This window comes from Pseudoalteromonas sp. JSTW, from assembly GCF_013423925.1.
Taxonomy (GTDB): domain Bacteria; phylum Pseudomonadota; class Gammaproteobacteria; order Enterobacterales; family Alteromonadaceae; genus Pseudoalteromonas; species Pseudoalteromonas lipolytica.
Genome location: NZ_CP058972.1, coordinates 1,026,417 through 1,047,510, shown reverse-complemented (window position 1 = coordinate 1,047,510; position 21,094 = coordinate 1,026,417). Strand labels below are relative to the sequence as shown.

General features: G+C 41.7%; 20 protein-coding genes. 13 read left to right on the top strand and 7 right to left on the bottom strand.

All coding sequences use genetic code 11. The annotated features are described in order from the left end of the window. Window positions 1–144 precede the first annotated feature (144 nt). The 8 genes from GZH31_RS04850 to GZH31_RS04815 all read left to right on the top strand — a co-directional run bounded on the left by GZH31_RS04850 (window position 145) and on the right by GZH31_RS04815 (window position 8,393). Complete coding sequence (locus GZH31_RS04850; RefSeq protein ID WP_180311434.1) at window positions 145–1,101, top strand: MoxR family ATPase; 957 nt, start codon at window positions 145–147, stop codon at window positions 1,099–1,101. A gap of 3 nt (window positions 1,102–1,104) precedes the next feature. Further along, window positions 1,105–2,049, top strand: coding sequence for a DUF58 domain-containing protein (locus GZH31_RS04845; RefSeq protein WP_036969983.1), 945 nt, complete (start codon window positions 1,105–1,107; stop codon window positions 2,047–2,049). A gap of 2 nt (window positions 2,050–2,051) precedes the next feature. Beyond that, window positions 2,052–2,492: a DUF4381 domain-containing protein gene (locus GZH31_RS04840; RefSeq protein WP_074988660.1), complete on the top strand. Its 441-nt coding sequence runs from the start codon at window positions 2,052–2,054 to the stop codon at window positions 2,490–2,492. Further along, window positions 2,485–3,471 (top strand): VWA domain-containing protein, encoded by a 987-nt coding sequence (locus tag GZH31_RS04835; RefSeq protein WP_074988661.1) that lies wholly within the window; start codon window positions 2,485–2,487, stop codon window positions 3,469–3,471. The genes GZH31_RS04840 and GZH31_RS04835 overlap by 8 nt, the downstream gene beginning before the upstream one ends. A gap of 2 nt (window positions 3,472–3,473) precedes the next feature. After that, entirely contained in the window at window positions 3,474–5,342 is a 1,869-nt protein-coding gene (locus GZH31_RS04830; RefSeq protein ID WP_180311433.1) for a VWA domain-containing protein, read from the top strand. Next, the gene (locus GZH31_RS04825) at window positions 5,336–6,982 is read left to right on the top strand and encodes a BatD family protein (RefSeq protein WP_065978769.1); all 1,647 of its coding nucleotides are present in this window, start codon (window positions 5,336–5,338) and stop codon (window positions 6,980–6,982) included. The genes GZH31_RS04830 and GZH31_RS04825 overlap by 7 nt, the downstream gene beginning before the upstream one ends. Before the next feature lie 116 nt (window positions 6,983–7,098). Next, entirely contained in the window at window positions 7,099–7,614 is a 516-nt protein-coding gene (locus GZH31_RS04820; protein ID WP_036969992.1) for a sigma-70 family RNA polymerase sigma factor, read from the top strand. Beyond that, window positions 7,614–8,393 carry a DUF3379 family protein gene (locus GZH31_RS04815; RefSeq protein WP_180311432.1) on the top strand — a complete coding sequence of 260 codons (780 nt, stop codon included), beginning with the start codon at window positions 7,614–7,616 and terminating at the stop codon, window positions 8,391–8,393. The genes GZH31_RS04820 and GZH31_RS04815 overlap by 1 nt, the downstream gene beginning before the upstream one ends. A gap of 62 nt (window positions 8,394–8,455) precedes the next feature. On the opposite strand, the gene GZH31_RS04810 is transcribed toward GZH31_RS04815, so the two are convergent. The 4 genes from GZH31_RS04810 to GZH31_RS04795 form a co-directional block, all read right to left on the bottom strand. Beyond that, window positions 8,456–9,646 (bottom strand): amino acid aminotransferase, encoded by a 1,191-nt coding sequence (locus tag GZH31_RS04810; RefSeq protein ID WP_036969996.1) that lies wholly within the window; start codon window positions 9,644–9,646, stop codon window positions 8,456–8,458. 73 nt (window positions 9,647–9,719) lie between these two features. Next, complete coding sequence (locus tag GZH31_RS04805; RefSeq protein ID WP_074988666.1) at window positions 9,720–10,379, bottom strand: GAF domain-containing protein; 660 nt, start codon at window positions 10,377–10,379, stop codon at window positions 9,720–9,722. Between the two features lie 45 nt (window positions 10,380–10,424). After that, a complete protein-coding gene (locus GZH31_RS04800; protein WP_074988667.1) occupies window positions 10,425–12,095 on the bottom strand; it encodes a fused response regulator/phosphatase in 1,671 nt (556 codons plus the stop codon). Beyond that, window positions 12,095–12,400 (bottom strand): STAS domain-containing protein, encoded by a 306-nt coding sequence (locus tag GZH31_RS04795; protein WP_036970002.1) that lies wholly within the window; start codon window positions 12,398–12,400, stop codon window positions 12,095–12,097. Before GZH31_RS04795 ends, GZH31_RS04800 begins: the two co-directional genes overlap by 1 nt. A gap of 133 nt (window positions 12,401–12,533) precedes the next feature. Here GZH31_RS04795 and GZH31_RS04785 point away from each other — a divergent pair, with 133 nt between their 5' ends. Next, complete coding sequence (locus GZH31_RS04785; protein WP_036970005.1) at window positions 12,534–12,863, top strand: translation initiation factor; 330 nt, start codon at window positions 12,534–12,536, stop codon at window positions 12,861–12,863. Between the two features lie 11 nt (window positions 12,864–12,874). On the opposite strand, the gene GZH31_RS04780 is transcribed toward GZH31_RS04785, so the two are convergent. Then, on the bottom strand, window positions 12,875–15,880 hold the full coding sequence (locus tag GZH31_RS04780; RefSeq protein WP_180311431.1) for an EAL domain-containing protein: 3,006 nt from the start codon (window positions 15,878–15,880) through the stop codon (window positions 12,875–12,877). 333 nt (window positions 15,881–16,213) lie between these two features. Between GZH31_RS04780 and GZH31_RS04775 the strand changes: the two genes are divergently transcribed. From GZH31_RS04775 to GZH31_RS04765, 3 genes are all read left to right on the top strand, one after another. Continuing rightward, entirely contained in the window at window positions 16,214–17,365 is a 1,152-nt protein-coding gene (locus GZH31_RS04775) for a chorismate mutase (protein WP_036970008.1), read from the top strand. A 144-nt stretch (window positions 17,366–17,509) separates the two neighbouring features. Continuing rightward, window positions 17,510–18,028, top strand: coding sequence for a disulfide bond formation protein DsbB (gene dsbB / locus GZH31_RS04770; protein WP_074988668.1), 519 nt, complete (start codon window positions 17,510–17,512; stop codon window positions 18,026–18,028). After that, a complete protein-coding gene (locus tag GZH31_RS04765; RefSeq protein ID WP_036970014.1) occupies window positions 18,028–18,330 on the top strand; it encodes a DUF6170 family protein in 303 nt (100 codons plus the stop codon). Before dsbB ends, GZH31_RS04765 begins: the two co-directional genes overlap by 1 nt. A gap of 25 nt (window positions 18,331–18,355) precedes the next feature. Here GZH31_RS04765 and GZH31_RS04760 read toward each other — a convergent pair whose 3' ends face one another. Beyond that, window positions 18,356–18,649, bottom strand: coding sequence for a helix-hairpin-helix domain-containing protein (locus GZH31_RS04760; RefSeq protein ID WP_065978764.1), 294 nt, complete (start codon window positions 18,647–18,649; stop codon window positions 18,356–18,358). A gap of 250 nt (window positions 18,650–18,899) precedes the next feature. On the opposite strand from GZH31_RS04760, the gene GZH31_RS04755 reads away from it, so the two are divergent. Next, the gene (locus GZH31_RS04755) at window positions 18,900–19,208 is read left to right on the top strand and encodes a YebG family protein (protein WP_074988669.1); all 309 of its coding nucleotides are present in this window, start codon (window positions 18,900–18,902) and stop codon (window positions 19,206–19,208) included. A 136-nt stretch (window positions 19,209–19,344) separates the two neighbouring features. On the opposite strand, the gene putP is transcribed toward GZH31_RS04755, so the two are convergent. After that, window positions 19,345–20,856 carry a sodium/proline symporter PutP gene (gene putP / locus GZH31_RS04750; RefSeq protein ID WP_065978762.1) on the bottom strand — a complete coding sequence of 504 codons (1,512 nt, stop codon included), beginning with the start codon at window positions 20,854–20,856 and terminating at the stop codon, window positions 19,345–19,347. Window positions 20,857–21,094 lie beyond the last annotated feature (238 nt).

The following is a 21,094-nucleotide window of genomic DNA, read 5'->3' as shown; positions in this document are numbered from 1 at the left end:
GTGTTATGACTTTTGAATCCTTATAACTTGTTGATAGCGCCCCAATCACAGTATCGCTTGGATAATTTATCGGCACTGAATAGTGTTTATTGGCGCTTCACAAAAATGAACTTTGACTCACGCTTTTAGGACAGTCTTTTTATTATGGCAGTTAACGCATTTTCACAATTAAAATCATACTTAGACACGCAAATTATCGGCCAACCCCAATTAACTCAAGCACTGTTAATCGCTATTTTAGCGGATGGTCATTTATTGGTTGAGGGCCCGCCAGGACTTGCTAAAACGCGTGCTGTTAACGCGCTAGCTAAAGGCGTTGAAGGCAGTTTCCAACGGGTTCAATTTACCCCTGACTTGTTGCCAGCAGATGTCACAGGCACCGATATCTATCGTCAGCAAACAAGCGAATTCGTCTTTGAAAAAGGGCCGTTATTCCATAACCTGATTTTGGCTGATGAAATTAACCGTGCTCCTGCAAAAGTGCAGTCTGCATTGCTCGAAGCGATGGCAGAACGCCAAGTAACCGTTGGCAAAAACACTTACCCGTTGTCAGACTTGTTTATGGTGATGGCAACGCAAAACCCATTAGAGCAAGAAGGGACTTACCCTCTGCCAGAAGCACAACTAGACCGCTTTTTATTACACTTAAGCATTGATTACCCGGGCGCTGAGCATGAGCTTGATATTTTGCGTCTGACGCGTGGCGAAGCAATTTCTGAACAACAAGCGAGTACAGAGCAAATTAGCCAAAGCGAATTATTTGCCGCCCGAAAAGCAATTTTAGGCTTATACCTTGCTGAACCGCTTGAAAAGTACTTAGTGCAATTAATTGTTGCAACCCGTGAAGCATCAGAACTTGATGAACAACTTGGCCGCTGGATTGAATACGGTGCCAGTCCGCGTGCCACAATCGCGCTTGATAAATGTGCCCGTGCACATGCATGGCTTGAAGGTCGCGACTTTGTTGCCCCCGATGATATCCAAGCGGTTCTTCACAATGTGTTACGTCATCGCATCATTTTGAGCTACGAAGCCCAAGCCGATGGTATTAGTAAGGATGACGTTATCAGTCGCATCCTAGAATTGGTTGCAGTGCCATAAACTATGTCGAGCCAATTTGATACAGCGGCGTGGTTAGCTGCAAGTCATAGTCAAGGCGTTAATTTATCACTCAAAGAGTTGATGTATTACAAAGCTAAGGCTCGCTTGCTTGAACTTGCGCCCAAAGTAAAAATCAAAAACAGCTTAGCTGGGCAATATCTTGCGCCTCATAAGGGGCGTGGGATGGAATTTGCCGAAGTGCGCCATTACCAAGCTGGTGATGATATACGCTCTATCGACTGGCGTGTAACAGCACGTACTGGCGAAACCCACACAAAGCTGTTTCAAGAAGAAAAAGAGCGTCCTGTTTTTGTCTTTACTGACTTTTCAAACTCGATGCTATTTGGCTCTCGGTTATTATTAAAGTCGGTGCAAGCTGCGCATATCAGTGCGCTGGTAGCATGGTCGGCCTGCCAACGAGGTGACCGCATAGGTGGTTTGGTGTTCAACCAACACAGCCATCATGAGCTAAAACCTACATCACGTGAAAAAGCAGTATTAAAGCTTTGCCATAATTTATGCGATATTCACAGCAACGCACTTAACAATATCGACAAAACAGCTTCCAGCTTATTCAGCGATAATCTCAAACGATTAAATCACTTAGCAAAGCCAGGAAGCCTTGTGTATATTGTCTCAGACTTTAATGCTCTTGATGAAGCAAGCTTTAAACAGCTTGAAATGCTCAGTAGACACTGCGAACTAATTGGTTGTCATATCAGTGACCCGTTTGAGCATCAGCTGCCGGCATTTAAGCAAACCGTCACTGTGTCTGCTAATGGCCAAGATTTAGCCCTACCCTTAATGGACAAACAATTCCGTGAACGCTTCGCAAAATCAGCCGAGCACTCTTTTACTCAAAGACTAAAACGCTTACAGAAATCGGGGCTGAGTTTAATTTCATTCAGTGCAGCCACACCGCTTGAGCTGCAATTAGTGAGAAAGTAATAATGCAAACAAATCCGCTCGATGGCTTACATGATGTCATTGCACCCGCAGAGGTTGCGTGGTGGCCACTTGCGCCTATTTGGTGGCTAATAATCTCAATAGTCTGTGTGCTTTTGATTATTGGCTTGGTGCAGTTATATAAAAATAACCAATTTAAAAAAGCCAAAAAACAGGCTATTGAACTAAGTCGCACACTCGCAGATGACGACGTGCAGGCGCTGCATATCATTTTAAAACGCTTAACACGTCACTACTACACAGAACAATTAGCTGCTCAGCCTGTGGCACAATGGTCACAGAGTTTGTCACAGCTTAGCGGCGACACCTTTAGCTATGATGAATTAATGCAACTTTATCAACCAGACAATAACCATGCCGAGCTGGGTGTAAAATTACGCCATGCCATCAATAATTTTAAACTCAAGGAGTCTATTAATGTTTGAGTTTAGCTGGCCATGGTGCTTTATTTTATTACCTTTACCTTGGTTATTAAGCCGCTTAAAGCCGCTAAAGCAACAAGGTAACTTGCGTTTGCGTATCCCTGGATTTGCTAAGTTAGGCCTTAATAATCAAGCCGCACAAGACCACGGCCGCAAGGTATCGATAGTCGAGTGGATAATTTGGGCGCTATTGGTTATCGCTATTGCCAATCCAACATGGCTTGATGAACCAATTACCTTACCAAATGAAGGCCGCGATATCATGCTGGCAGTTGATTTATCAGGTTCGATGACAGAGCAAGATATGGCGTATCAAGGACAATATGTTGACCGGCTGACCATGGTAAAAGCGGTACTCAGTGACTTTATAGAGCAACGCCAAGGCGACCGCTTAGGACTGATCTTATTTGGTGATACCGCCTTTTTACAAACCCCACTAACCCGCGATGTAAAAACAGTAAGCCAAATGCTCAGCGAAGCCCAAATTGGGTTAGTTGGCCGTGCCACAGCGATTGGTGATGCTTTAGGGCTGTCGGTAAAACGGTTTGCCAACAAAGACGAAAGTAACCGTATTGTGGTGTTGTTAACAGATGGCCAAAACACTGCAGGCAACCTTGACCCTGATGACGCGCTGTTACTTGCCCGTGAAGAGGGAATAAAAGTGTACACCATAGGCGTAGGTTCCGATAACCCTCGCGGTTTTAGCTTATTTAACATGGGCGGAATGAGTGGCGGTAATCTAGATGAGGGCTTACTAAAACGCATTGCAGAACAAACCGGTGGTCTCTACTTTAGAGCGAAGGATGTCGCAGGGCTTCAGCAAATCTATAAAGAGCTCGATAAACTGGAGCCTATCAGCAGTGATGAACAAACATTCCGCCCGCAAGTCTCCTTGTTTTATTTACCCTTACTTGCAGCGTTGGGCATTATTGCACTTGCCTTGCTTGTTAATTTTATTCGCCAATTTAAACGGGAGGTCTAAGCATGGATTTTGAGTTTATTCGCCCTACCCTACTTTGGTTATTGCTGCCTGCATTGATTATTTTTAGCGTGCTATTTGTACGAAATAAAAAGCATGCTCCAGCTGATTTAATTGCACCGCACCTTGCACAATTTGTTATGAGCGAAAGTCACAACAAACAAAAACAACCACTCTGGTTGGTGGCGTTATTTAGCCTGCTTGCGATTGTTTTTTCGGCCGGCCCAAGCTTTGAGAAAAAACAGGTGCCCGTGTTTCAAGCAAAAAATGCACGCGTTATCGTCATGGATATGTCGTACTCAATGTTCAGTACCGACATAGCCCCCAGCCGATTAGTACAAGCGCGTTTTAAAGCACTTGATATGATTGAGCTATTTAAAGAGGGTGATACTGCACTTGTGGCCTATGCGGGGTCAGCATTTACTATTTCGCCTTTAACTAATGATGCCAGCACGCTAGCGAATCTAATTCCAAGTTTGAGTCCAGATATTATGCCAAGCAAAGGGTCAAACGTGATTGATGGCCTTGAAAAAGCCGATGATTTACTAAAGCAAGCCGGGTATTTAGACGGTGACATTATTTTGGTAACCGATGGCATTGATCAACTCGATCACGATGACATTAGTCGCTTTACTGCTCAATCGAGCTACCGCTTAAATGTCTACGGCGTTGGCACTGAACAAGGCGCCCCCATTAAGTTACCTGAAGGCGGCTTTTTGAAAGACTCACAGGGGCAAATCGTCATTCCCACTCTTAATATCAGCCGCTTAACAGCAATTGCTCGTAACAGTGGCGGCAAATTTGCGTTATATCAAACCAGTAACCAAGACATAAAAGCCTTCGCCCCCAGCGCCAACGCAGAGCGTCTCAAAGACGAAAAACAAAGCCAAACGTTATGGCGTATCGATGCAGGTATTTATGGCTTACTGATTTTAATGCCACTGGCACTCTTTTTAATCCGGGGCAGCAGCCTAGTGCTTGGTTTTATGTTTATTATGCTACTACCACAACAGCAAATACACGCCGCAGAGTTACCAGCAGTGTTTAAAAACCAAGATCAACGCGCTTTGGATGCTTATCAGCAAAAGCAGTTTGATCAGGCCGTTAATACAGATAACACCCAGCTAAAAGGAGCCGCACTTTATCAGCAAGGTAATTACCAAGCTGCGGTTGATGCTTTTAGCCAAGATAAGTCTGCAACAGGCCTTTATAACTACGGTAATGCTCTGGCTAAAGCTGGGCAGCTAGAACAAGCCATTGATGCCTATAAGCAAGCTCAACAGTTACAAGATGATTTTACTGAGGCACAAGAAAATCAAGCACTTGTTGAGCAGTTATTAAATCAACAACAGCAACAACAAGATCAACAGCAAAATTCTGACCAACAAAACAAGGATGGTCAGCAAGACGACCAGCAAAAGCAACAAGGCGATAATTCGCAGCAAGGTGAAAACAGCGAACAGAGCGAGCAACAAGAAGGTGAACAACCCTCTGAGCAAGATAAACAATCGGATCAGAAAGGTGAGCAAAGCGAGTCAAACAGCGAGCAAAAAAATAAACCTGAAATGCAATCTGAATCAGCGCAACCATCCGACTCTGGTGAACAAAAGCCTGAGCAAACACCCGAGCAAAAAGACGCGCAGCCAGAGCCAATGCAAAGTGATGAACAAGCTAAAAAAGAAGCTGAACAACAAGCTATGCAGGCACAAGCGGCTGAACTAACAAATGAAGAAAAAGAGAAAGCCCAGCAACTGAATCAGTTGCTGCGTAAAGTTCCCGATGATCCCGCTATCTTATTAAGAAATAAAATGCAGTTAGAAGCACAAAAACGAAACTATCAACGTCGTCCACGAGGAGCCGAAAAATCATGGTAATGCGATTATTATGTTGTTTATTGCTAATCGCGGCAGCGCCGCTTTGGGCCGCCACCCAACTACAGGCCAGTGTTGATAAAAACCCCGTCCTTGCGGGCGAATTTTTTATCCTCACTATTTCTGCAGACGACACGATTAACAGTGAACAACCCGACACGTCTGTATTATTAAAAGACTTTGTCGTTGGGCCAACCAGTGTGAGCTCACGCACAAACATTATTAACGGCGAAATTAGTAAACAAACTAATTGGTCTGTAAAACTCATGACGCGTAAGGAAGGCACCTACACTATTCCTGCTTTTACGGTGGCAGGTGTAAGTTCAAAACCAATTCAACTTAGCGTTTCTAAACGCAGCCAATCGTCAGAGCAAAATAAAGATGCGTTTATAAAAACCAGTCTCAAGCCAAACAACTTATATGTACAAGAAGCGGGTGTTTACACAGTTAAACTGTATTTAGACAATAACAAAGAACTGCTCGATGGTAACTTAACGACACCAGTCATGGCAGATGCTGAACTAACCCCTATTAACAAACAATCAGAAAGCTATGAACTGATTGACGGTAAACGGTATTTAGTGATCACCCGAGAATACTTAGTGCAACCACAAAAAAGTGGCATTCACACCATAACAGCCCCTGTGTTTAATGGCCGTATTCGTCAAAACTATCGCCAAATGGAAATCTCTGCGATGGGCGAAGATATTGACGCAGAAATCAAACCGATTCCTGATAACTACTCTGGTGCTTGGTTGCCAAGTGAGCTGGTTAACCTTGATGAGCAATGGCAACCAAAAGATGACACTGTAGAAGTTGGCACCCCGATTACGCGGACCATTACTTTAACGGCACTGGGCGTGACTAAAGAGCAACTTCCTGATATCGATATGCCGCAAGTGCAAGGTTTTAGAAGCTACCCTGACGAAAAAGAGAACAATCACCTTGTTCGCGATGGCCGCGTCATTTCTCAGCAAACAGCCTCTTATGCTTTATTACCGCAAACCCCGGGAACGTATACACTGCCCGAAATCAAGCTGCCTTGGTTCAACACTAAAATTAATCGTATAAGCTATGCAACAATCCCAGCACGCTCGATTACCGTCGTACCAAGCACTAACCCGCTCACGCCACCTCAAGCAGCTGTTACAGCGCCTACAGAGCAAGCAGCCACGCCTAGCTTAAATAACAGCACACCTGCTGTCGTTACTCAGTTAAGTACGCCAACTTGGCTGATAATTATTGCCGTTGCCGGTTACATACTGTGGTTAGTGACACTGGTGCTGTATTTTAAAAAACGCCCTCAATCAACAGGAGAGTCAACGCACACTTCAGCGACGACTTCATCCTCATTACCCGAGCTTAAAAAGTTAGCTAAGCAAGGTAAATACACTGCGTTTTATAGTGCATTAAGTCGCTATGCAAAACACCACACAGGAAAAACAACGGGGGCTTTAGACTCACTGCTAGCCACACTAAACGATGAATCATTAAACTCTGAAATTGCCAAATTACGTGCAAAACTCTATAGTTCATCGCATGAAAAACCTGATTTAGTGCTGATTGTTAATCAGCTTAACCAGGCTGAAAAACACCCTAAATCGGCGGCGCAAAATCAGACATTGAAAAATCTTTACGATTAAAATCAATTAATAGTAATAAAATAATGAAAAATAACAGCTAATCTTGAGGTTAGCTGTTATTAAAAATAATGAATAATATCAGAAATTTTTTTTCTGATAGGCAGGTCTTAATTACTATGACAGAAAAACAGAAGCGATATGAAGCGCTGGTTCATATCTACCACAGTGAGCTTTTTCGCTTTGCATATTGGTTGTGTCGTGATCAAAGTGTTGCCGAAGACTTAGTGCAGGAAACCTTCCTGAGAGCTTGGCGTGCCTTGGATTCGCTTCAAGATCAGCACGCGGTTAAACCCTGGCTTTTAACCATACTAAGGCGCGAAAACGCCCGTCGTTTTGAGCGTAAACAATTTGACTACGCCGACGTTGAAAACGAGACGCTAGTAGATGAAAGAAGCACAACCTTAGACGCTGAAATGGAACAAACAGTGATCCAACGACAGATCGGAAAGTTAGCAGATGAATATCGAGAACCATTACTCTTACAAGTTGTAATGGGGTGTTCTGGCGATGAGATTGCCGAGATCCTCGATTTAAATAAAAATACCGTTATGACACGTCTTTTTCGTGCCAGAAACCAGCTTAAAGAGGCTTTAAGCAGTGATGATGACCAACTTAGAGGAGCATCAAAGTAATGGATGAACTCGAGTTTCGCCGCCGCATCCTCGCCGAACCAAGCACGATTGATAAGGACCTTGAAACGTTTGCCGAGCAGGACACAGAAAAACACGCATTTATTAATGATGTGCGAGCACTTGATGATGAAATTCACAGCGCATTAAATGTACCCGTGCCCGAAAACCTTGCCGCACGCATTATTGAAAACACCTATGCCGCTGAGGAGCAGCGTGCTGAAGAGCAAACGGCTGAGGAGCAAACGGCTGAGCAACCACTTGACACAATTATTGAGGCAAAATCTCGATTCGCCTTTAAGCGCCTTTATTTAGTCGCAGCAGCGTCGTTTTTGATTGCCGTAAGTATTTTCTTTGTCACCAACAAACAACATACTCTCTACAGTGTCGGTGAACATGCTTTTGCACATTTATACCATGAGATTGGATCGCTTGATAAACACGAGGCAATTGATCTTGCCTATGTGAACAAAAAGTTTGCCACGATCGGCGGGCACTTAGATGAGCTACCAGGTAAAGTAACGTACCTTACGTTTTGTGATTTCCAAGGTAAAAAAGGCCTGCATTTAGTATTTGAATCTGATTTTGGCCCAATGACAGTTTTTATTGTCCCATCTGATGAACAGCCCTTTGGCACTGGCGCTGAAGATTTCAGCGACGAACGCTTTGCTGGACATATAAACCGAGGTGAGCGAGCAGATACAATACTCATTGCCAGTATCGGCGCACCGCTTGATAGCTATAACAGTATGCTCAACAGTGCCATTCGCTGGCTACATTAGCGAAACAGCAGATAGAAAAAAACCGCACGTCGTGCGGTTTTTTTTTGACATACATTAATGTCTTATTTGCATACATCAGCAACTGCGTTAGCAAAGTAGTCAATGTTTGTATCACTGATACCAGCAACATTTACTCGGCTAGAGCCAACAATGTAAATTGAATAGTCTTTTTGTAAACGATCAATTTGCTCTTTATTGATGCCTAAGAAAGAGAACATCCCGTTTTGACGGTCAATAAATGAGAAGTCTTGCGCAATGCCTTTCGCTGCGAGGCTTTCTTTAATTAGAGTACGTAAACCATTAATACGGTTACGCATTTCATCAAGCTCATCATGCCACATTTGTGTCAGTTCAGTGCTGCTTAAAATAGTGCTTACAATATCAGCACCGTGAGCAGGAGGCATTGAGTAAATACTACGCACAACGCTTAATAGCACAGAATTTGACACATCGGCCGTTGCCGCATCTTTGGCGATGATAGAACATGCACCAATACGCTCACGGTATAAGCCAAAGTTTTTCGAGCAAGAAGAACAAATGATCATCTCATCGACGGCTGCTGCTAACTTACGTAAGCCTGCAGCATCTTCTTCTAAGCTTGAACCAAACCCTTGGTAAGCGATATCGATAAGAGGTGTAAAACCAACTTCGACAGCAAGGTCTGCAACCGTGCTCCATTGTTCTGCATTTAAATCCATACCACTTGGGTTATGACAACATGCATGGAATAACACAACATCACCCTTTGGCACTTGCTTTAAGGTATTGATCATCTCATCGAATAACAGGTCTTTATTCTCGTAATCGTAATAAGGGTATTCTTTAACTGTTAAACCAGCCGCTTCAAATAGGCTAATGTGGTTTGCCCATGTTGGTGTTGTTACCCACACTGTCGCGTCTTTGTTACAACGCTTGATAAATTCAGCCGCAACGCGAAGCGCACCTGTACCACCGGGTGCTTGTGCTGTGCGTACACGGTTTGCTAATAGTGCTGGATGCTCGCCCAGTAATAAGTTTTCCATTTTTTGGCAGTAATCTAAGTTACCCGCCAAGCCAATGTACGATTTACTGGTTTCGTTTTCTAAACGAAACGCTTCCGCTTTTTTAACCGCTTTAAGTACAGGCGTATTGCCTTGCTCATCCTTATAAACACCGACACCCAAATCAATTTTATTTGGATTTGTGTCTTGTTTAAAGGCCGCCATTAGGCCAAGAATAGGGTCTGTTGGTAATGGTTTTAATTCTGAGAACATTGACTATCTCTTTTTATAGGGGTTAGCGTTGCCACTAGCTTAACATAAAAACCCAGCCTAATTACTAGTTAAATTAGACCAAGAGTTGAGGAATTTTGATACAGCAAGCCACCAGTAAAGCAAGGGTTTGCTTATCAAAGAAATCATTATTAAATGCTTCAGCATCAATAATACCTAAGCACTCATTTTGTTGTGAAAGTAGCGGCAAACATGTCTCTGCTTTCACGTTGGGATCACACGTATAATATTCACCGCCCTTGGCAAGGTAATCAGCAACATTGTTAATAACTCGGCCACGCTTAGATAACGCGACTTGCACATTGTTACTGCCTTTAGCAAAGGCCTCTGTTATAGGAAACAAAGGACGACTTGGGGCACCATGGTAAACTAATTTTAATAACTGCTTACCTTCATCCGTTGCTGTCGCTTGATAAATACCAAACCAGTCCACCTGAGTTTTTTCAACAACAAAATCAATAATTTGTTGTAGTTTTGCCAGCTTAGCAGTGTTCTCTGCGTTATTAGCGACATAATCACTCAGCTTGAATGGCTCATCCTGTAAATAACCAAACAGACTACAGGCACCACCTTCACCTAATTCAGGGATTTGATACTGCCAGCGTACTTCTGGTAACTCTGCATCTGCTAGGTATTGTTCTAGATACGATAATTGCTCAGCAACAAGGTTTTCTGGTAAATCAAGCTGCGCAATTGATAAGTAAGTTGAAATCATTTAGCCATCCAAACATCTATAATGGCAGAATCATAACATGCGTTGTTAGTGTGAGCTAGTGCTTGATGAGGATAATTGATAACAAATTTCGACTTGGTTCCCAGCGGCATTAAATGAAATATGAGAGGCTATTTCACCTAGTAAACTTAACCCCCTACCATGCTCTCGCATTAAGCTTTGATCTGAGGCATGTGCCTTAGCAAAGCCATTTCCAGAATCACACACCGTAAAATACAACGCTAAGTTATCTGGGCAATAACGAATATCAATAATAATTAAAGCGTCGCTTAGAGTGGCAAGTGCGGTGTCTCTTTCTTGGTAATAAACTAAAAAACCATCTTCTTGATTTTTAATCTCAGAATCTAAACCTAACACCCCATGATCTAAAGCATTATTGTATGCCTCAGACAATATTAAAAATATATTTGCGCGATGCGCGTTCAAGCCCGCTACTTGGGTGAGCACATCCACAACCTCTAACACCGGATCTGTGCTTTTTATTTGCTTTGAATTCAGGCTCAAAGAAAAGTTAAACGGTAAAGGAGAAAAAGGCTCTGCCGCTTGTTCTGGTTCAGGAACAGGTAAACAATTTAATAGCACTAAACTCAAATCGTCTTGTTGTTCGTTACCTTGCGCAAATTTATTTACCCGCTCTAACACCTGCGCTGTTGTAATGTTTTCTTTTGAACACAAGGCTTCTTTAAAACGCGTCTCGCTAAAAAAATCACCTTGAGGATTGGCCGTTTCAATAATGCCATCGGTAGCCATCACAACGCGTGAGGTTGGCTCGACTTCGATATGTATTAGACCGCGTTCAAATTCATCTCCCTCAAGTATTCCCAGTGCCATATGCTGGGACTCTAAGGTACGTGTAATTTCGCCTTTATCGTTAATGATATAGGTGTCAGGTAAGCCGCCAAGCCACGCAGATAAACTGCGTCCAGAATGGCTAAGCTCTAATATTGTCGCAGCACAGAACATGTGCCCAGGTAATAAATTAGCCAAAACAGCATTAATTTCAGCAGCAATATCACTCACTGACATGCCTTTACTCACCATGGTATAAAACACTCGTGATACTGGCAGGGCCCCAACTGCAGCCGCTAAGCCATGGCCGGTAAAATCCCCAAGCATGCAATATAAACTGCCTATGGGACTTTGCGCGACGAGAAACATGTCACCATTAAACATGGCAGCGGGTGAAAGATGAAAATCGAGGTGTTGCGTAAATAGCTTTTGATTTTCTAACGCATTATTAAAGATATGCTCAACGATTTCGTGTTCGCGTTCAACTTGATTTTGGTGATACTCAAGTTGTAAATTTTGTTCTCGCGCCTTTTGGCTTAAGTTTCTTATTCGGCTGTGCGCCTTAATTTTTGCGTTTAAAATCACTTCTTGAAACGGCTTATGAAGAAAATCATCTCCGCCTACCGCTAAACAACGTTCAAAACTGGCTTCGTCTTCAAGCGACGTAATAAAAATAATGGGGAGATAAACTTGGCTAAAACGCTCTTTTATTATTGCAGCTGTTTCAAAGCCATCCATAACCGGCATAATGACATCAAGTAGCACAATATCAATACTGTGCTCTGCCAGTAATTTTAGCGCCATCAAGCCATTTTCAGCGTTATAAACTCGATAGCCTTGTTGCTCTAACATCACGGTTAACATGCGACGATTTAGAGCAAGATCGTCAACAACCAGGATATTAAGCATTAATCAATGTCGAACTTTTTATCGAAACGAGAAATTTGCAGAATCTTTTTTAGCTGCGGCTGACAATTACTAATTTGAATATTATCAACTTTTCCCGTAAGGTTTTTTTTCATATTTAGTAACATACCCAGCGCAGAGCTATCCATGTAATCAGTTTCTCTTAAATCGATTACAATCTTATTTATGTTATCGCTTAAGTCAGCGTATGCCTGACGAAAAGATTGCACCAGATTAAAATCAAACTTTCCTTTGATTTGTACAGTTAAAATAGCGCCATCAGCAGAAGTGCTGCGCGTCAAACTCATAATAAACTCCTAATAAACAAATCTTTTCTAAGACATATCTAAATATAACTGCTTAGAAGAAATAAGCCAAAAATTAAAACACTTAAGAGGAAATTTGTTATCATTTAGGCAAGCTTTTATAACGAGTATCACTATGAGCGATAATAATCTAGTTTATTCAACAGCCACTGGACGCATTGAGCAACCTAAAGAAACAAAGCCTTTGCAAAGTAAGGTGTTTAAAGATGGCTTCCTTCGCATTGAACGTCAAACCAAAGGACGTAAAGGCAAAGGTGTCATGCTTGTTGTTGGCATTGACGCTGAACAACATGATCTTAAAAAGCTCGCCAAAACCATTAAAAGTAAAATGGGCCAAGGCGGTGCAGTAAAAGACGGTATTATTGAGGTTCAAGGCGACGACCGAGAAAAGCTTAAAGCGATTCTCGAAGCGCTCAAATTTAAAGTTAAAATCGCAGGGGGCTAAAAAGCCCCCTTTTAATTAACGTCTTCTATATGGCTCAAGCGCTCAAAAAGTGCTGGCAGCTGCGCTTCGGACACCGGCTTACTGTAATAGTAACCCTGTACAATATAGCAGTTGTTGTTTTGTAAAAACTCAACTTGCTCTATCGTTTCGACACCTTCAGCAACAACATTAAGCTTTAACTTTTGCGCCATAGCAATAATCGCCGCGGTGATTTCCATGTCATTGGTATCCTCAGGGATATCTTTTACAAATGAGCGGTCGACTTTGAGAATATCAACAGGAAAACGTTTCAAGTAACTCAGCGATGAATAACCTGTGCCAAAATCGTCAATAGAGATTGATACGCCCAATGCTTTAAGCTGATGCAACTGCAAAATTGCCGCTTCAACATGCCCCATCAACATACTTTCAGTTAATTCTAAATGAAGTCGCTTAGGCTCAACCCCTGTTTGTTTAATGATCTTATCGAGTGTCGAAACCAAATTAGCGTCTTTAAACTGGCGTGCCGATAAGTTGATTGAAATATTATTTTTTAGGTTTTTACTCGCTAAACGCGCAGCAAACTCACACGCTTCTTGAAGAACCCACGCCCCTAATTCAACAATTAAACCGGTTGCCTCTGCAATCGGAATAAACTTAGTCGGTGGGATCATGCCTTCTTTAGGGTGGAACCAACGAATAAGCGCTTCATAGCCAACCACTTGCTGATTTCGGCTATCAACTTGAGGTTGATAATAAACCTCAAACTGACGCTCACGAATGCCATTACGTAGCTCATTTTCAATGAACAACCGCTCATTCGCAGCGGCGTTTAATTCTTGGCTGTAGAAGTGGAAAGTATTTCGTCCTTTTGCTTTCGCCTCATACATAGCCAAATCGGCATGTTTAAGTAATTGATCTTCTTCTTGGCTATCAAATGGTGCCATTGTAATGCCTATACTCGCACTGATAATCACTTCATTATTACCAAGTTTGATTGGCTCATTGAGCGTTCTTTGAATCGTATTTGCCACTTCCATTGCATGTGTTTGATGCTCAATACCACTTAACAGTACGGCAAATTCATCGCCTCCGAGTCGGGCAATCGTATCTTCTGTGCGTAAACGTTTTTTCAAACGGTTAGCCACTTCGACCAATAACCGATCACCAGCATCGTGACCTAAAGTGTCGTTAATTCGCTTAAATTCATCTAGGTCAAAATAAAATAACGCAAACGCATAATGTCCACGCTCTGCAAGCGCCATCGATTTACGTAGTTGCATTCTAAAGAACGTTCGGTTGGCAAGTCCGGTTAGTGTATCGAAATAAGCTAACTGCTCCATCTTACGTTGGCTTTCTTTTACAAACGAAATATCCTGCGCTGATGCAACATAACTGGTAATTTTTCCGCCATCTTCACGAATCGGCGAAATACTTAATGACACCCATACAGATTGGCGCTCATTGGCTTGTAACAGTGTATCGCCACGCCAATAATTTCGGCTTCTTAAATCAACATCTATGTCGTCAACCAAAATGGCCATTTCTTGCGATATGATGCTCATTAAAGGCGAGCCAATAAAGTAGCGCTCTTCAAACCCAGTCATCTCAACCATTTTCGGATTGACGTACTCAATTTCAAAATCTTGGTTGGTGATGACAACACCGGTTCCAGAGAATGCCACCGCTTTTGATAATCGGTTAGCCGCTTTTTCGGCAATTTCTTTTTCACTGATACGCTGATTTAAACCATCAATTAGCTTTCTGATTTCTATCGCCATATCTTTAAATGAGCCATTGAGGGTGCCAATCTCATCTTTATTTGCGTACGGAAACTCTGTTTGCAATTGCCCTTTGCCAAAGCTGACAACGGCATTAACTAACGAGTGGATACGGCGCAGAACAAGCTGGTAAAGCGCTTGATGTAACAACAGTGCGACTAAGATGGCATATAAAATAAACAGTCCAAAAAACTTAACTTTTAACTCTTCTAAGGCAGACAACGCCGAAGAACGCTTTTTATAAATACCAATGTACCAGTTAAGGCCTTCTACTTTACGAATATTGATAATGTGTGTTTCGCCGCCTTGCACAAATGAATTTGCAGATTCAGGTAATTTAGAACGAATAGTCTCTGAGACGAGCGTTTGTAAATCCGCATTAACAAAGTCTTTTGTCAGTAGTTTTTTACCTTCGCGACCATATTCTTCTAATGTCGATTTATCTAAGTCGGGATGCGCAAGTAACTGTCCTTTTGCATCAAACACAAATAAATGTTGCTCGCGATCACCAATTGGTAATTGAGCAAGTAAGGTTTCTAGCGCAATATCACTGCCTGTGACACCAAAAAATTCATTATTGTGGTAAACCGGAACCAATACACTCACCACCCATTTATGCCAAATGGTGTCGTAGTAAACTTTTGACCAGACTGCTTCTCGGCTTGGGTTTAATGCTTCTTGTGCGTAGTTAAATGTTTCGCCTTTTGTAAAATCAAACTCAGCAGGTACATTGAGTGCCCAGTTTGGTGGCGCGATACGTATAAAATTATCTTTACTGACTAAATAAAAATTAAAGAAATCTTGAATAAGTGTCGGTGACACTATTTTCCATAATGACTCGGAATCGTTAATCAGCCTTTTATAAAAAGCGGAATAGTTATCTTGAGGAATAAAAGCGGCGGAGAGTCCATCTGCAGACGTACTGCGTATGCTGCCATCAACAGCAAATTTAATATCGGCATTGTGATTACTTTGCAAGTGAGACTCGTTAAGTAATAACTGGCTAGTAACGACATTATTCGCTTGTTCAGCAATATTTGTTTTTGTTTTTATCAAGCCGTTAAATTGACGACTTAAGCGTTCACTCGAATGCTTTAAAAGTTCGTGTTCTTCAAAAACGAGCTGCTTTTCTTCTGATTTAAGCATTAATGCCGCTGCACAAATACCCGCAATTAAACAAATTGCAGAAATCAGCAGCGATAGCTTCATACTTAACGAATTCACACCAAAACGAGATGGCGGGCGTCGATACACCACAGGACTACCTTATTAATAATTGTTATTATTTATTATCCAAAAACAAATATACCAGATTCATTTTTAGATTTATAAATTTTTTATGAAGATTGATGAATTTTCATAACTAATCCATGTGTTTTGCAAATTCCTTCGATATGCTGTTGACTTTATAAACGACACTTCTTACATTAACTGGATGAAACACATTATTTCTCGCACTTATTTTTCGTTTTTTAGCTTCTTTAGATAGAGGAGGCTTAACTGTTTGCGAGATAAATTCACCGAATAGCTAAAGCCTCCCTCTTGGGAGGCTTTTTTGTTTGTGCACTGTTTTGGAATGAGGAAACCAACATGAGCAACGATGCATTAAATGCGTTACGACACGATATCAATGAAATAGATTCCGATTTATTAGTATTACTCGCAAAACGACGACGTATTAGTCACAGTGTTGTTGAATATAAAATTGCCAACAATAAACCGATTCGCGATGAAGCCCGCGAACAAGCATTGCTTGAAAAGCTAATAAGCTATGGAAAGTCGCTGGGGTTAGACGCCTACTACATTAATAATGTGTTCCAGACTATTTTGGAAGACTCCGTATTAAATCAACAGGCCATGTTACAAAAAAGCCTGAACCCAGATGCAATGAGCGAAACGCATCGTGTGGCATATTTAGGTGGTCAGGGCTCATACAGCCAATTAGCGTGTCATAAATACTTTAGCCGCCGCCCGGGTAAGGTCATAGAAATAGGCTGCTCGAGCTTTGAGCAAATCACGGGGAAAGTTGAAAATGGCCAAGCCGACTTTGGCTTGTTACCAATTGAAAACACAAGTTCGGGCAGTATCAATGAAGTCTTTGATTTATTACAACACGCCCAAGTTTCTATTGTAGGTGAAGTCACTCACAGTGTTGAGCATTGTTTACTTGCAATACCGGGCACTGAGCTTTCACACATCAATAAAATATATGCGCATCCACAACCTTTCGCACAGTGCAGTCGTTTTGTGCAAGGGCTCGGTGATATCCAACATGAAACCTGTGATTCGACATTTCACGCGCTACAATCCGCAGTTGAGAACCCGAATAGTGCGGCCATTGGCTCTGCTCAAGCGGGTAAAAATGTTGGCCTCGAGGTTGTTAAGTCTGGACTTGCAAACCAAAGTGAAAACCACAGCCGCTTTATTGTTGTTGCACGTAAACCATTGCAAGTCTCTAAACAAATCCCCACTAAAACAAGTTTGATTATGGCAACTAAACAGCAAGCAGGTTCGCTTGCAGATGCCTTAATGATATTTAAACACCATCAAATTAACCTTGTAAAACTAGAGTCTCGACCAGTGCCAGGAAATCCATGGGAAGAAGTGTTTTACGTTGATTTAGAAGCAAACCTAGATGATGCACATGTAAAACAAGCGCTAGAAGAGCTAAAAGAGCATACCCAATACACACGCGTACTGGGTTGTTATCAAAGTGAATCTCTACAAGCTGTGAGTGTTTAACCTTCATTCATACACATTAAGTAAAGGAGCCGTTGGCTCCTTTACTATTTATCTGCGTTGTTTTTACGAATATTCATCGCAGGCACTTGCACCCTGCGCAGTCCCTAAGCATAATCTTGAAAACAATTAGAAATGAGATTTTTCATGAGTTGGTTAGCTGAGTTAGCAAACAAAAGAACCCCTTGGGTATTATTAGCCTTAACGGCACTCGCATTTGAAATAACAGCCCTGTTTTTTCAATATAATATGGGTCTAGAACCCTGTATTATGTGCATATACCAACGCACAGCGATGCTTGGTCTCTTAGCCGCGGGTATCATTGGAGCAATAAACCCACACGCTGTAACCTACCGATTAATCGCCTTTGCAACGTGGGGAGTCTCTGCCATTTGGGGCTACTTTATCGCAAAAGAGCACATTGCTATGCAAAACAACACAGATCCATTTGCATTTAGCTGTGCGTTTGAGCCAAATTTTCCTAGTTTCATGCCCCTACATGAATGGATCCCGCACTTTTTCGCAGCAACAGGAGACTGTGGCAACATTGATTGGCAATTTGCGTCAATGAGTATGCCCGCATGGATGGAAGTCATCTTTGCCGCATATTCAATTGTTTTTGTCGGGGTTTTAGCAAGCCGCTTACTAGTCAAAAAGTCACTGTAATGATTTACTTTTTTAGCAGTCAAATTCCTGAATTAAAGACCTTTAAAGTAAGGCAGCGTCAGCAGATAATAGCAATTGCACTGAGCCACTTAAGCCCAATGCATAAAATCGTTTTATCTGTGTGCAAACTGGCATTTTTAGCGCCCTTGTTTCTAGGCCTTGCCTACTTTGAAGGTTGGATGCTTTTACCTTGGTTATTATTAGCGGGATTAAGCTACCCATTAATCACAACGCCGGTTGAAAATATGTTCGCTCAACCTCACCTGCGAAAAGCGATACAAGAGTTTAAACAGGGCGAATAGACGCCCTGTTTAAATTACTATTTAGTTAAAGCGAAATTTTTCCTTCTATTTTAGCGAATAATTTATCACCAATCCCCTTAACCTCTTTCAGTTGCTTAACTGATTTAAATGGGCCTTGATTCTTACGATGCTCAACAATGGCTTGAGCCTTCGATTTACCAATGCCAGGTAACTGAGAAAGTTGCTCTACAGTGGCTTTATTGATACTCACTTTTTGAATTTTTGTTTGCACTGACTCAGCTGGTTTTTCAGCGAGTGCCTGAGTCGCCGGCAGTAATGCAAGACTTGCTGCAAATAGTAAACTTGATAATAACTTCATTGTTTCCTCCATGATGTCCTTACGTGGACTGTTAAATAGTCTCGTCACCGAACACTAATTCCATTACATTCGTCACTAATTTGGTGACAAACTAAATAAAGTCAATTTATGCCTTTTTGTCAAATTAATGTCATAAAAAATACACACACGCAGCTTGCAAATTCGGCCCCAAACGATTACTGTATATAAAAACAGTAATCAAAGTAGCGATTACACGCTGCAAATGCCACGCTTGAATGCAGGAGAAATCATGGCTGTTGTTGTTAAATATGTTGTAGAAAGAAACGGAGTCGAGCGCATGACGTTTACTACCAAAAAAGAAGCTGATGCGTACGATAAAATGCTCGACATCGCTGAGTCGTTAGAGCTCATGCTTGAGAAGGTAGATGTACCATTAAGTGAGCAACAAATTGAATCTCTAGCCCTTGAAATAGCAAAAGAAAAAGACCAATTTATGGCTGTCCTAAAAGGCGCTAAAGAACTGCCTAGCAAACCGAAAAAAGCCAAATCAGCAGACACAGATAAAGTCGCTGATATAAAAGAAAAAGCAGCCAGTTAATATCCCTTACTTTAGCAGCGGATATTATTCATCAAAGTAACCGGTCACTCTTAAAGTAGAGTTAAAAAATTAACACAAAAAAGGGCAACTTATGTTGCCCTTTTTAATTACATTCTAAAGAATGACACTTAGCGTCCTAAAGTGACGATTCAACTTCATCAAATAATTGTGTAATTTCTTGTTTTGGCTCTGATGTGTTCAAGCTAACGACCACAATGGCAATACTTGATAAGATAAAGCCCGGTACAATTTCATAAATAATGGCACTTAACTTTTCACCATCAATCGTAATCGGTGCATAAATCCAAAACAGCACTGTCGCAGCGCCCACAACCATTCCCGCTATTGCCCCTTGTAGGTTCATTCGTCTCCAATAAAGGCTAAGCAACACTAACGGTCCAAATGCAGCACCAAACCCTGCCCATGCATTGCTCACTAAATCTAATATAGAGTTATCACGGTCATAAGCTAAGTAGATAGCAAAAACGGCAACCAACATCACACTAACACGACCAATTAATACCAACTCTTTTTGAGACGCGTCGCGATTCAGGTAAATTTTATAAAAATCCTCAGTCAAAGAGCTCGAACACACTAATAACTGCGAAGAAATAGTACTCATGATCGCTGCTAAAATTGCGGCTAGGAGAAAACCTGCGATCAGTGGGTGGAAAATGAGTTCAGATAAAACTAAGAAAATTGTTTCTTTATCGTCGATTGGCATTTGGTTTTCAAGCATATAAGCCGCACCGAATAAACCAGTAAATACAGCACCAATTGCAGACAATGTCATCCAAGACATACCAATACGACGCATGGTAGGCATATCTTTGACAGAGCGCACTGACATAAAGCGGACAATAATATGTGGCTGACCAAAATAACCTAAGCCCCAAGCCATTGCCGAAATAATCGCAATTGTCGAGCCACCTGCAAACCAATCCATCATGTTAAGTGCATGAATTTCTGTTTCTTTGGGTGAGCTTAATAATAGGTCATAGCGAGCATTAGCCAAGGTGTCCATGAAAGGCTGATCAAGCATTGTAAAAGTCGCAATTGGCACAGCTAATAACGAGATAAACATAATACAGCCTTGCACAAAGTCTGTTAAACTTACTGCAAGAAATCCACCAAACAAGGTATACACAACCACAACACCCGTGGTGATATAGAGCCCCATTTCGTAGCTCATATTAAATGAGTTTTCGAATAATTTACCACCGGCAACAACACCTGATGAGGTATAAAGAGTAAAGAAGACAATGATCACAATGGCAGAAATAACGCGAAGAATATTCTTATTATCATCGAATCGATTAGCGAAGTAGTCTGGGATAGTAATCGAGTCATTCGCCTTTTCGGTATACACACGTAATCGCGGCGCTACGAGGAAATAGTTTGCCCAAGCACCTAATACGAGTCCTATTGCAATCCAAACTTTACTTAAACCAAATAAATACATTGCACCTGGCAGGCCCATTAACAGCCAACCACTCATGTCAGACGCACCTGCCGATAACGCAGCTACACTGGGTGATAAATTACGCCCACCTAGCATATAACCCGATACATCGTCAGTTGATTGCTTATAGGCATAAAGCCCTATTCCCAACATAACAATGAAGTACAATGCTAACGAAATTATCATTCCTGTTTCCAAATCAGCCTCCAAAAATTAATCAATGTAGGCTTCTAATCCAAATAATGACTCGCAAGTTACTTAGTTTTAAGACATTATTGGGATAAAAGCCGGTATCACACACGACTATATCATGCTTGTGCCCCACAACTCCAATTAAGCCGATGAGCTGTATAATTTACAATAACAACGGTTTGCTAACAATTTTTCTGATATTTAATTCAAGTTATAGAATTTAAGCACAATT